The 12,246-nt window shown below is 70.5% G+C and carries 9 protein-coding genes and 1 tRNA gene; 4 read left to right on the top strand and 6 right to left on the bottom strand.

The features are described 5' to 3' along the window. Positions 1-93: 93 nt before the first annotated feature. Positions 94-1,311, top strand: a complete 1,218-nt coding sequence (coaBC, locus tag Tfont_RS01660; RefSeq protein WP_143968200.1) for a bifunctional phosphopantothenoylcysteine decarboxylase/phosphopantothenate--cysteine ligase CoaBC — start codon at positions 94-96, stop codon at positions 1,309-1,311. 71 nt (positions 1,312-1,382) lie between these two features. Beyond that, complete coding sequence (locus tag Tfont_RS01655) at positions 1,383-1,955, top strand: type II toxin-antitoxin system HicA family toxin (RefSeq protein ID WP_143968199.1); 573 nt, start codon at positions 1,383-1,385, stop codon at positions 1,953-1,955. 1 nt (position 1,956) lies between these two features. On the opposite strand, the gene Tfont_RS01650 is transcribed toward Tfont_RS01655, so the two are convergent. Together Tfont_RS01650 and Tfont_RS01645 are read right to left on the bottom strand one after the other, a co-directional pair. After that, positions 1,957-5,019: an efflux RND transporter permease subunit gene (locus tag Tfont_RS01650; protein WP_143968198.1), complete on the bottom strand. Its 3,063-nt coding sequence runs from the start codon at positions 5,017-5,019 to the stop codon at positions 1,957-1,959. Continuing rightward, positions 5,016-6,113 (bottom strand): efflux RND transporter periplasmic adaptor subunit, encoded by a 1,098-nt coding sequence (locus Tfont_RS01645; protein WP_221934255.1) that lies wholly within the window; start codon positions 6,111-6,113, stop codon positions 5,016-5,018. Before Tfont_RS01645 ends, Tfont_RS01650 begins: the two co-directional genes overlap by 4 nt. A 57-nt stretch (positions 6,114-6,170) precedes the next feature. Between Tfont_RS01645 and Tfont_RS01640 the strand changes: the two genes are divergently transcribed. Beyond that, positions 6,171-6,848: a TetR/AcrR family transcriptional regulator gene (locus Tfont_RS01640; protein ID WP_143968197.1), complete on the top strand. Its 678-nt coding sequence runs from the start codon at positions 6,171-6,173 to the stop codon at positions 6,846-6,848. Between the two features lie 3 nt (positions 6,849-6,851). On the opposite strand, the gene Tfont_RS01635 is transcribed toward Tfont_RS01640, so the two are convergent. Beyond that, entirely contained in the window at positions 6,852-7,115 is a 264-nt protein-coding gene (locus Tfont_RS01635; RefSeq protein ID WP_068609103.1) for a DUF167 domain-containing protein, read from the bottom strand. 32 nt (positions 7,116-7,147) lie between these two features. Here Tfont_RS01635 and Tfont_RS01630 point away from each other — a divergent pair, with 32 nt between their 5' ends. Continuing rightward, positions 7,148-8,323, top strand: coding sequence for a GGDEF domain-containing protein (locus tag Tfont_RS01630; protein ID WP_143968196.1), 1,176 nt, complete (start codon positions 7,148-7,150; stop codon positions 8,321-8,323). A 56-nt stretch (positions 8,324-8,379) separates the two neighbouring features. Here the strand turns inward: Tfont_RS01630 and Tfont_RS01625 are convergent. The 3 genes from Tfont_RS01625 to pepN all read right to left on the bottom strand — a co-directional run bounded on the left by Tfont_RS01625 (position 8,380) and on the right by pepN (position 12,228). Further along, a tRNA-Thr gene (locus tag Tfont_RS01625) sits at positions 8,380-8,455 on the bottom strand. A gap of 47 nt (positions 8,456-8,502) precedes the next feature. Further along, positions 8,503-9,555 carry a class 1 fructose-bisphosphatase gene (locus Tfont_RS01620; RefSeq protein WP_143968195.1) on the bottom strand — a complete coding sequence of 351 codons (1,053 nt, stop codon included), beginning with the start codon at positions 9,553-9,555 and terminating at the stop codon, positions 8,503-8,505. Positions 9,556-9,573: 18 nt separating this feature from the next. After that, the gene (pepN, locus tag Tfont_RS01615) at positions 9,574-12,228 is read right to left on the bottom strand and encodes an aminopeptidase N (protein WP_143968217.1); all 2,655 of its coding nucleotides are present in this window, start codon (positions 12,226-12,228) and stop codon (positions 9,574-9,576) included. Positions 12,229-12,246 lie beyond the last annotated feature (18 nt).

The following is a 12,246-nucleotide window of genomic DNA, read 5'->3' as shown; positions in this document are numbered from 1 at the left end:
GTTGGGCGGGCCGATGCGGGCCCGTCTGTGGAAAGGCCGATTATAAAAGCCGGCCCCGTCCGGTGCGGGTGCCGGGCGGTATAGTGCGGTCGCATGAAAGAACTCGACGGCAAGCACATCGTCCTGGGGCTGACGGGTGGGATCGCCTGCTACAAGGCGGCCGAGCTGTGCCGGTTGCTGGTGCAGGCCGGCGCCGATGTGCAGGTGGTTCTGACCGAGGCGGCGGCGCAGTTCATCACGCCGGTGACGATGCAGGCGCTGAGCGGCCACCCGGTCGTCACCAGCCAGTGGGACGCGCGCGAGCCCAACGCGATGGCGCACATCAACCTCGGCCGCTGGGCCGACGCGATCGTGGTGGCGCCGGCGAGCGCCGACTTCATCGCGCAGCTGGCGCAGGGCCGCGCCGGCGAGCTGCTGGCGCTGCTGTGCCTGGCGCGGCCGGCGCAGCGCGTGCCGCTGCTGCTGGCCCCGGCGATGAACCGCGAGATGTGGGCGCATCCGGCCACGCGGCGCAACGTCGCCCAGGCGGCCGCCGACGGCGCCGTGGTGCTGGGCGTGGGGCAGGGCGAGCAGGCGTGCGGCGAGGTCGGCGACGGTCGCATGCTGGAGCCGCAGGAGATCGTCGAGGAGCTGATCACCCACCTGCAGCCCAAGGTGCTGCGCGGCCAGCGCGTGCTGGTGACGGCGGGGCCGACCTTCGAGCCGATCGACCCGGTGCGCGGCATCACCAACCACAGCAGCGGCAAAATGGGCTTTGCGGTGGCGCGCGCGGCGCGCGAGGCCGGTGCCCAGGTGACGCTGGTGGCGGGTCCGGTGCACCTGCGCACGCCGCGCGGCGTGCGCCGCGTGGACGTGCAGACCGCGCAGCAGATGCTGGAGGCGGTGCTGGCGGAAGTCGAGGCTGCCAGCGTCTTCATCGCCGCCGCCGCCGTGGCCGACTGGCGCCCGGCGCAGGCGGCCGAGCGCAAGCTGAAGAAGGACGCCGGCGGCCCGCCGCCGGCGCTCGCCTTCGTCGAAAACCCGGACATCCTGGCCACCGTGGCGACGCTGCCGCGCGCGCGCCGCGGCGAGCTCTACTGCGTCGGCTTTGCCGCCGAGAGCCACGATCTGCTGGCGCACGCGCAGGCCAAGCGCGCGCGCAAGGGCGTGCCGCTGCTGGTCGGCAACATCGGCCCGGACACCTTCGGCCGCGACGACAACGCGCTGCTGCTGGTGGACGAGCGCGAGGCGGTGGAGCTGCCGCCGGCGCCGAAGATCACGCTGGCGCGCCAGCTCGTCGGCGAGATCGCGCGCCGGCTTGGCCATGTTTAGGGCCACAACCCCCGCAGTTCTGGATCAGCGGACGGGGTCGCGCACTACCTTTGGTGATCTATCATTCAAAGATGGGCGGCAAGGAGGTCATCCGGCGGCTGGGGCAAGCCGGATGGCGCGTGGCGCGCATCCAGGGAAGCCACCACATCCTCGTCAAGCTGGGCGCGCCGCGCAGCGTGCCTGTGCCCGTGCGCGGCAGCCGCGGCCTCTCATCCGGTCTCGTCAAGGCCATCGAACGGCAAAGCGGAGTCAAGCCCTTGAAGCCGCAGCCCGAAGGCGGCTTTCTCGTTCAGTTCGTCGATCTGGAGGAAGCCTTCACCGAGGGCGACACCGAAGAGCAGGCAGCCTTCAACGCCGCCGAGGTGCTCACCGGCGTGCTGGCGGTCCGCCTGGAGCAGGGTGAGGACATCCCGCCGCCGTCGCCAGCCGATGGCCGCCCGGTGGCGCTGCCCGACGCGCCGGTGCAGGCCGCGCTCTTGATCCACTTTGCCCGGCAGGGGCACAGCCTGTCGGAGCTGGCCCGCGCCATGGGCGCCTCCTGGCCGGCGGCGCAGCGGCTGACCCGCCCCGGCAACCCCACCCTCAAGCAGTTGGAGCGCGCCGCCGCCGCGCTGGGAAAGCGGCTGGTCCTCAGCCTGGAGTGAGTCAGGCCGCCGCCGGCCGGATGCGGAACCACAGCGCGTACAGCGCCGGCACGAACAGCAGGGTGATCACCGTGCCGACGGCCACACCGCCGATCAGCACGTAGGCCAGCGGCCCCCAGAAGCTGTCGTGCGTCAGCGGCACGAAGGCCAGCACCGCAGCCAGGGCGGTCAGCACCACCGGCCGCGCGCGCTGCACCGCCGCTTCGACCACGGCGTCGAAGGCGGCCATGCCGGCTCCGAAGTTGTCGGCCACCTGCTGCGTCAGGATCAGCGTGTTGCGCATCAGGATGCCCGCCAGGCCCGTCAGCCCCAGCAGCGCCACGAAGCCGAACGGCTGCCAGAACACCAGCAGCGCCAGCACCGCGCCGATCAGCCCCAGCGGTGCGGTGGCCACGACCATGAAGGTGCCGGCGAACGAGCGCATCTGCAGCATGATGAAGACCAGCATCGCCGCCACCATCAGCGGCTGCAGCTTCTGGATCGAGAGGTTGGCCTTCTCGGACTGCTCCACCGAGCCGCCGATGGCCACGCGGTAGCCCGGCGGGAGTTCGGCGCGCAGCGGCTCGAGCGCCTGCCAGACCGCCGCCGTGACGTCGTTGGGCTGGGCGCCGCGCACCTCGGCCTGCACGGCCACGAACGGCTCGCGGTTGTAGCGCTTGATGACGGGCTCTTCGTAGCGCACCTCGAGCGTGCCCAATTGCGCCACCGGGATTTTGCGGCCGTCACGGTTGAGCACTTCCAGCGCCCCCAAGGTGTCGGCGCTGACGCGGCCGCCCTGCAGCGCGCCGCGCGCGGTCAGCTCTACCGTGCGGTTGCCCACGCGCAGTTGCGTCACCGGCGCGCCCTCCAGCAGGGTTTGCAGTTGTTGCGCCACGTCCTGGGGCGTCAGGCCCATCAGCCGCAAGCGGTCGGGGTCGGTGCGCAGCGCCAGCACCGGGACGCGCTCGTCCCACTCCAGGTGCGCATCGACCACATGCGGGTTGGCGGCCATGATCTCGCGCACACGGTGCCCGATGGCGCGCAGCTGCACCGGGTCGGGGCCAAAGACGCGGAACTGCACCGGCCAGGCCACCGGCGGCCCGTACAACAGCCGCGCCACGCGGATGCGCGCCTCGGCGAATTCGCCGTTGCGGATGTGTTCTTCGAGCGTCGCGATGATACGGTCGCGCGCCGCTTCGTCGTGGGCGACGACGATGAGCTTGCCAAACGCCGGGTTTGGCGGCTCGGGGTTGGCCGAGATGAAAAAGCGCGGTGCCCCCGCTCCGACGTAGGCCGACAGCGTCTTGACCTCCGGCATCGGCGCCAGGATCGCCTCCAGCCGCCGCACGGTCTGATCGGTGACGCGCACGCTCGTGCCCTGCGGCAAATAGACGCTGACCAGCACTTCGGAACGGTCGCTGCTGGGAAAGAACTGCTTGGGCACCACCTTGGCCATGCCCACGGCGGCCAGCACCAGCAGCGCCACGGTGGTGGCCACCACGGTCTTGCGCTGCGTCACGCACCAGGCCACCACGCGGCGCAGCCGCTGGTACGCCGGCGTCTGGTACAGCTGGTCATGGCCGTGGCGCGCTTCGGGCGGGACGTCGCGCAACATCTTCACGCCCAGGTAGGGCGTGAAGGTGACCGCCACCAGCCACGACACCAGCAGGCTCACGCCCAACACCCAGAAGATGTTGCCGGCGTATTCGCCCACGCCCGAGCGCGCAAAGCCGATGGGCAAAAAGCCCGCCACCGTCACCAGCGTGCCAAACAGCATCGGCGTGGCGGTCACGTTCCAGGCGTGGGCGGCGGCGCGGATGCGGTCCCAGCCTTCTTCCATCTTCACCAGCATCATCTCGACGGCGATGATGGCGTCGTCCACCAGCAGACCCAGCGAGATGATCAGCGCCCCCAGCGTGATGCGGTCCAGGTTGATGCCCATGGCCTTGAAGACCACGAAGCTCAGGCCCAGCGTCACCGGCACCGCGATGCCGACGATCAGGCCAGCGCGCAGCCCGATGGCCAGCATGCTCACGCCCATCACCACCGCCACCGCCACCAGGAACTTGATCTGGAACAGGTTCACCGCCTTGGCGATGGCGTCGGCCTGGTTGGTCAGCTGCGTCAGCTCCAGCCCCAGCGGCAGCTCGGCCTTCTCGCGCTCCAGATAGGCGTGCAGGCGCTCGCCGAGCTGCAAGCCGTTTTCCCCTTTGTTCATGACAACGCCGATCAGCACCGCGTCCTGCCCGCGCGCGCGCACCAGGTAGCCGGGCGGATCCTCGTAGCCGCGGCGGATGGTGGCGATGTCGCCCAGGCGTATCACCTTGCCGCCGGCGCGGATCGGCAGTTGCGCCAGTGCTTCGGGGTCCGAGAGGTCGGCGTCGAGCCGGATGTGCAGGCGCGGGCCATGGGTCTCTAGCCGGCCGGTGGGCACCAGCCGGTTGCTGGCGTCGATGGCCTCGAAGATGGCCTGCGGCGACAGGCCCAGGTTGACCAGCCGCGCGTTGTCGAATTCCACGTACATGCGTTGGGTTCGCTCGCCCAGCAGCAGCGCCTTGTGCACGCCTTCGATGCGCTGGATCTCGTCGCGCAGCCGCTCGGCCTCGCGCACCAGTTCGTCGTGCGGCAGCTTGGGCGCGGTCAGCGCCAGCAGGCTGAAATAGACATCGGCGAAGTCGTCGTTGGCCACCGGGCCGATCACGCCGGCGGGCATTTCGCGCTGTGCGTCCCACATGCGCTTGCGCACCTGGTAGAACAGCTCCGGCACGCGCGCCTGCGGCGTGTAGTCGTGGAACTCCACCTGCAGCGTGGCCTGCCCGGGGCGGATCGTCGTCTCGATGCGGTAGAGGAATTCGACCTCCTGGATCTTCTTCTCCAGCCGGTCCACCACCTGCTCCTGCAGCTGTTGCGGCGTGGCCCCGGGCCAGGCCACGTGGACCTGCATCACGCGCACGGTGAAGGCCGGGTCTTCCGCGCGGCCCAGCGTCGCGAAGGCGTAGATGCCGCCCAGCACCGACAGGATCAGGAAGAACAGCGTCACGGCGCGCTCGCGCACCGCAAGTGCCGACAGGTTCGGAAAGCTCATCGTGCGCGCTCCTGCACCGCCATGCCGGGCTGCAGCAGGTGCGTGCCCAGCGCCACGACGCGCTCGCCGGCTTGCAGCGGTGCGGCCACCACCGCGTGGCGGTCGTCCACCCGCAGCACGCGCACCGGCACCGCTTCCAGCTTGCCGTCGCGCACGCGCCAGACGCGCGGGCCCTCGGCGCGTTCATCCAGCGCGCCCACCGGCACGCGCCAGGTCGCCACCGAGCTGGCACCATCGGCCGGCGCGGTGGTGCCCGGGCCCGGCAGCGCGAACTGCGTCGTCACGACGCTGCCCAGCGGCAGCTCGGGCGGCAGGCCATCGGCGCGGTAACGCGCGCGGCGTGTGCGTGCGAGCGTATCCACCATCGGTGCGGCCTCGCGCAGCGCGAGCGCCACCGTGCGCCCATCCGGCAGCCGCGCCTGCCCCGCCGCAGGGGGCGCCACCGTATCCGGGAAAAACACCTCCACCTCGCGTGCGCCGGCCTGGGCGAGGGTAGCCACCGGCTGGCCCGCCGCCACCACCTGGCCGGGCTGGCCGGTGACGTCGGTCACGACGCCGGCAGCGGGCGCGCGCAGCTGCGCGTAGGCGCGGCCGTTGCGCACCTGGGCCAGCCGCGCCTGCGCCGCATCGCGCCGTGCTGTGGCTTCGCGCGTGGCGAGTTGCGCGCGGTCGGTGGCCTGAGTGCTGACGAAGCCCTGAGCAGCCAGCGCCCGCACGCGCTCCAGGTCGGCCTGCGCGGTGCGCAGCGCAGCCTCGGCGGCCGCCGCATCGGCCTCGGCGGCGCGCACCGCCTGCTCCAGATCGGACGGGTCCAGCTCGAACAGCACCTGGCCGGCCTGCACGCTCTGGCCCGCGTCCACGCGGCGTGCGGCGATGCGCCCGCCCACCTGAAAGGCCAGCGGCGCTTCCACCCGCGCGCGCACCGTGCCCGACAGCCCGAGGCCCGCAGCGCCCAACGGCTCCACCGGGGCGGTGGCCACTACGGCGGGAGCGGCCTCGCCGCGGGGGGCTTCGGCGCGCTGGCAGCCGGCCAGCAGCAACGCGATCGACATCGACAGGGCCATCGAACCCAATCGCAGGGGCGCAACGTTCACGGGGGTGTCCTCCGGCTCGGCTTGGCAATAAGTGAACGGTATCGTACAGTAAACCCCATGACCCCACCGACCGCCGGCGCGCGCAGCGGCGCGCCGGGCCGCCCCCCCGACACCCGCAAGGATGAGCAGATCCTGGCCGCCGGCCGCGCGCTGCTGCTGACCGGCGGGCCGGCGGCGCTGACAATGGAGGCGGTGGCGCGCTCAAGTGGCGTCTCGAAGGCGACGCTGTACCGCCGCTGGCCGCACCGCGATGCCTTACTGGAAGCGCTCGTGCTGCGCGAGGCCCAGCCGCTGCTGGACGCCCTGGATGCCGCCCCAGCGGATGCGGCAGCCCTGGCCGAGGTGCTGGAGCGCTTCCTCGACTCGATGCTGGCCTTCGTCACCGAGCCGGCCTACCAGGCCTATTTGCAGGCCATCGCGGCCTTACCGCAGCCGCAGGCCGACCTGCAGCGCATCTGGCGCCTCGGGCCGCAGCAGGCCATCGACGCGGTGGCCGCCCTGCTGCGCCGCCACGCCGCCGCACAGGGCCGCGCATGGCCCGCGGCCGAGCGCGACGCCGAGATGCTCCTCGGCATGGCGATGGGGCTGGAACTCGCGCGCATCCTCTACCGCCAGCCATTGCGCCTCGCCGACGAGGGCCGCCGCCGGCGGCATGTGCGGGGGGTGGTGCGGCGGTTTCTCAGCGGGGCCGCCCCCGGCGCTGCTGGCGACGATCCAGGCAGAGCGGAACCGTGAGGGTCATCCGTCCATCAGCGCCGACAGGGCGGCCGCATCGTCCAGCCCGTCGATGGCCAGCCGTTTGAGCCGGCTCGTGTGACCGTGGGTGATGCGCACCTGCGAGCGCGGCACCCCGCAGCGCCGGGCGACGAATGCGATCAGGGCTTCGTTGGCGGCCCCGTCCACTGGCGGGGCCTGCAGTTGCACTTTGGGCTTACCGTCGTGCAGACCGGCGATGCGGGTCTGCCGCGCGCCGGGCTGGCAGTAGACGACGAGAACGGCCATCGGGGTCAGGGGCTGCTTATGATGGGTGAACCATGACGATACGCGAAACGTGGCGCCGCTGGGCCGACGAGGACCGACAGGTGCAGGACAGCGCCGTGCGGCGCAATCTGCAGGTGTTGTCCCTCGCCGCTTGGGTGCTGGTGGCGCTGAATGCGGTGCACATCGCCGTGTTTGGTCTCTTGACCTTTGACGAGCCCGTGCGCGACGGCTGGGCGCGACAGATCGCGACAGCCCATGGCGCTATGGCTGTCGTCATGGCCTTGACGGGGTGGCTTGCGCGTCGCCTGCACGCCCGGCCGGTGTTGCCCATCGTGGGTCGAATCCTGCCATTGGCCGTCTCGGCGGTGGTGCTCGCCTGGGCGATTGTGTTGACCGTGATGGATCAGGCGGTCAGCAGCAGCGTCAACCCCTATGTCAACGCGGCGGTCGGCGTGGCCATCGTGTTGCTGCTGCGGCCGTCCACCATGGTGGGGCTGATGGGGATGGCGTGGGTGGCGCTGGCGTGGGTATTGGGTGGCACCACCGACGACCCCGCTGTGCTCGCCACCAACCGCATGAATGCCGCCTCGGCCACGGCACTGGCCATTCTGGTCAGCATTCTATTTTGGCGCCACTACGCGCGCACCGAGCTGCTGCAGCGTGCGCTCGCCGAATCCAACCGGCAGTTGGAGGCCCAGCGCGCCGAGCTCGAGGCCCTGGCCACGCGCGATCCGCTCACGGGCCTGCTCAATCGTCGCGAGTTCGTGCGGCAGGCCGAGCACGAATTGGCTCGCGCCCGGCGGTTGGGGGCGCCGCTGACGCTGATCATGCTCGACTTGGATCACTTCAAGGCCATCAACGACCGTCATGGGCATGCCGTGGGGGATGAGGTGCTGCGGCAGACGGCGCGGTACATGGCGGGCTCGACGCGGCAGACCGATCGCGTGGCCCGTTTCGGCGGTGAAGAGTTCGTGTTGCTGCTGCCCGACACATCGGCCGAGCAGGCATGGCATCTGGCGGATAAGCTGCGGGAAGGTCTGGCACGCGTGTGTATTCCCACGTTGGGGGTTCCGGTGACGGCCAGTTTGGGTGTTGCCAGTGTCTTGGGCACGGAATCGGTCACGCTGGAGGCCGTGCTGCACCGGGCAGACCAAGCGATGTACGAGGCCAAGCGGAGTGGCCGCAATCGCACAGTGGTTGCCGCGGACGCGGGGACTGGGGCCGCCTGACGTCCGGGCGCCCACAAAAAAGCCCGCTCGGATGCGGGCTAAGTTGTTGATTTTTCTGGTGCCGCAAAGAGGAGTCGAACCTCCGACCTACTGATTACGAATCAGTTGCTCTACCAACTGAGCTATTGCGGCATGGCGACTTGCCGACCGGTGGCTGGCAGTATCGCGGAAAGCCAAAATTATAGCGCGTTCGTCGGGGTTTCGGCGGTCTGCGCTTCCTGGTGGTAGCGCGTCACGCGCTCGACCTCGTTCTTCGAGCCGAGGATCACCGCCACGCGGTCGTGCAGGCCCTTCGGCTCGATGTCGAGGATGCGGCAGCGTCCGTCGGTGGCGGCACCGCCCGCCTGCTCGACGATCCAGCCCATCGGGTTGGCCTCGTACATCAGGCGCAGCTTGCCGGGCTTGTGGGGCTCGCGTTTGTCCCACGGGTACATGAAGATGCCGCCGCGCGTCAGGATGCGGTGCACATCGGCCACCATGCTGGCGATCCAGCGCATGTTGAAGTCCTTGCCGCGCGGGCCTTCCGCGCCGGCCAGGCACTCCTCGATGTAGCGGCGCACCGGTGCGGCCCAGTGGCGCCAGTTGCTCATGTTGATGGCGAACTCGCGCGTGTCTTCGGGGATGCGCACCTGGTCCTGGATCAGCACCCAGGCGCCCTGTTCGCGGTCGAGCGTGAACATCGCCACGCCGTTGCCGACGGTGAGCACCAGCGTCGTCTGCGGACCGTAGATGCAGTAGCCAGCGGCGACCTGCTCGCGGCCGGGCTGCAGGAAGTCGGTCTCGCTGACCGGCTCGATGACGGTGGGGTCGTCGTGCTGGCGCTTGAGCACCGAGAAGATGGTGCCGATGCTGACGTTGCAGTCGATGTTGCTGGAGCCGTCCAGCGGGTCGAACAGCAGCAGGTATTCGCCCTGCGGGTAGCGGTTCGGGATCGGGTGGATGCCATCCAGCTCCTCGGAGGCCATCGCCGCCAGGTGGCCGCCCCATTCGTTGGCCTCGATCAGCACCTCGTTGGCGATGACGTCGAGCTTCTTCTGCACCTCGCCCTGGATATTCTCGGTGCCGGCGTTGCCCAACACCCCGCCCAGCGCGCCTTTGCCAACGGCGATGGCGATGCGCTTGCAGGCGCGCGCGACGACTTCCAGCAGCAGCCGCAGCTGCGGCGTGATGGCGCCGTGCACGCGCTGCTGCTCGATCAGGTAGCGGGTCAGGGACACAGAGCTGGGGGTCATCGTGAGGCTCCTGGGGTGTCAATCGGCCAAGGCGCGGCTGACAACTTCGCGCACGTCGGTGCTGAGGCCCTCGTGCGCGGCCACCGCTTCGATGGCGGCGCGCGCCGCGCTGCGGTAAGGCTCGGCCAGTTTGCGCCAGCGGTCCAACGCACGCGCCAGGCGCGCGGCGACCTGCGGGTTGAACGCGTCGATCTCCAGCACCCGGTCGCGCCAAAACGCGTAGCCCGCACCGTCGGCGCGATGCAAGCCCGCCGGGTTGGCGTGACAGAAGGTGCTGATGAGGCTGCGCGCGCGGTTGGGGTTGCGCAGGTTGAAGTCCGGGTGCTGCAGCAGCGCCTGCACGCGTGGCAGCGCGTCGCCGTCGCGGTCGGGGGCGCCGGCTTGCAGCGCAAACCACTTGTCCAGCACCAGCTCCTCGTCGCGGAAGCGGGCGTGGAACTGCTCCAGCGCGCGCGCCGCCAGCTCGTGCCCGGCCGTGACCAGGGCGCTGAGCGCCGCGTAGCGGTCGGTCATGTTGGTGGCGTCCTTGAAGCGCTGGTAGGTCTTGCCGGGCCAGACCGGGTTGCCGTTGTCGCGCGCGGCCAGGCACAGCATCTGCAGGGCCAGCCCCGCGAGCGCCCGCCGCCCGGCGCTGACCGGGTCGGGCCGGTAGGCGCCGTTGTCCCTGTGCTGCTCGTAGGCCCAGACCCAGTCTTCGTGCAGCGCGTGCGCGAGCTGGCGGCGCATCGCCTCGCGCACCGCGTGGATGCGCTGCGGATCGACGGCGTCGAGCTGCTCGGCGATGTAGGTCTCGGCCGGCAGCGTCAGCACCAGCTCCTTGAACGCCGCATCCAGCGTGGGGTGGCGCAGCACCGCGCGCATCGCCTCGAGGAACGGCGCATCGAGCGGCTCGTGCACCGGGCCGTCGGCGCGCACCGCCGCCAGCGCCCGCCGCAGCGCGAGTTGCTGGCCGGCCTCCCAGCGATTGAAGGCGTCGGTGTCGTGTGCCAGCAGCGTGCGCAGCTCGTCATCCGTCAGCTCGTGCTCCAGGATCACCGGAGCGCTGAAACCGCGCAGCAGCGACGGCACCGGGGCGGCGTCCATCCCCTCGAAGACGACGGTGGTCTCGGGCTCATGCAGCACCACCAGCCGCTCGGTGTGCGGCAGCGCGTGGCCCTGGGCGTCCAGCAGCCCCAGCGCCACCGGGATGACGAACGGCTCCTTGACCGGCTGGCCCGGCGTCGGCGGGCAGCTCTGCCGCAGCGTCAGCGTGTAGGTGCGCGCCTCGGGGTCGTAGTGGCCGCGGGCGTGCACGCGCGGCGTGCCGGCCTGCGAATACCAGCGCTTGAACTGCGGCAGCCGGCGCGCCAGTTCGCTGTCGGGGTTGGCGTCCGCCATGGCCTGCGCGAAGTCGTCGCAGGTGACGGCCTGGCCGTCGTGACGCTCGAAGTAGAGCTTCAAGCCCCGCGCGAAGCCGTCGCGGCCGACCAGGGTCTGCATCATCCGCACGACCTCGGCGCCCTTCTCGTACACCGTGACGGTGTAGAAATTGTTGATCTCGGCGTACTGATCGGGGCGCACCGGGTGCGCCATCGGGCCGGCGTCCTCCGGGAACTGCACGGTGCGCAGCACGCGCACGTCCTCGATGCGCTTGACGGCGCGCGCCGAGGGGCTGCCGGCCATGTCCTGGCTGAATTCCTGGTCGCGGAAGACCGTCAGCCCCTCCTTGAGGCTCAGCTGGAACCAGTCGCGGCAGGTGACGCGGTTGCCGGTCCAGTTGTGGAAATACTCGTGCGCCACCACCGACTCGATGTTGGCGTAGTCGGTGTCGGTGGCGGTGGCCGGGTTGGCCAGCACGTACTTGGTGTTGAAGATGTTGAGGCCCTTGTTCTCCATCGCGCCCATGTTGAAGTCGCCGGTGGCGACCACCATGAAGCGCTCCAGATCCAGCGGCAGGCCGAAGCGCGTCTCGTCCCAGGCGATGGCCGCCATCAGCGACTGCAGCGCGTGCTCGGTCTTGTCCAGGTCCGCCTGGCGCACGTAGATCTGCAGCAGGTGCTCGGTGCCGTGGCGGCTGACGATCGGCTGGCTGCGGCAGACCAGGTCGCCGGCCACCAGCGCGAACAGGTAGCACGGCTTGCGGTGCGGATCGACCCACTTGGCGTAGTGGCGGCCGCCGTCCAGGTCGCCACTTTCGACCAGGTTGCCGTTGGACAGCAGGACGGGATAACGCTTCTTGTCGGCGCGCAGCGTCACGGTGTAGGTGGCCATGACGTCGGGCCGGTCCAGGAAGTAGGTGATGCGCCGGAACCCCTCGGCCTCGCACTGCGTGAAGAAGGTGCCCTGGCTGACGTAGAGGCCCATCAGCTGGGTGTTCTTCTCCGGCGCGCAGGTGGTGAAGATCTCCAGCTCGAACGGCTCGGGGCCTTCGGGCAGGGCCTCCAGCACGAGCTGGTTGCCGTCCAGCCGGAAGCTGGTGCCCTGGCCGTTGACCAGCACGCGCGCGAGGTTGAGCTCCTCGCCGTCCAGCCGCAGCGGCTGCGCCGGCACGTCCGGGTTGCGGCGCACGCGCATGCGGTTGAGCACGCGCGTCTTGGCCGGGTCGAGGTCGAAGGTCAGATCGACGGTGTCGATCCAGTACGCCGGCGGCGCGTAATCCTCGCGGCGCACGATGCGGGGGCTGCCTTCACGCATGGCGGTCATGGGTGCGGT

It is taken from the genome of Tepidimonas fonticaldi (assembly GCF_007556755.1).
GTDB classification, from domain to species: domain Bacteria; phylum Pseudomonadota; class Gammaproteobacteria; order Burkholderiales; family Burkholderiaceae_C; genus Tepidimonas; species Tepidimonas fonticaldi.
The sequence above is the reverse complement of the archived record's forward strand: the minus strand, read 5'-3'. Positions and strand labels throughout refer to the sequence as shown.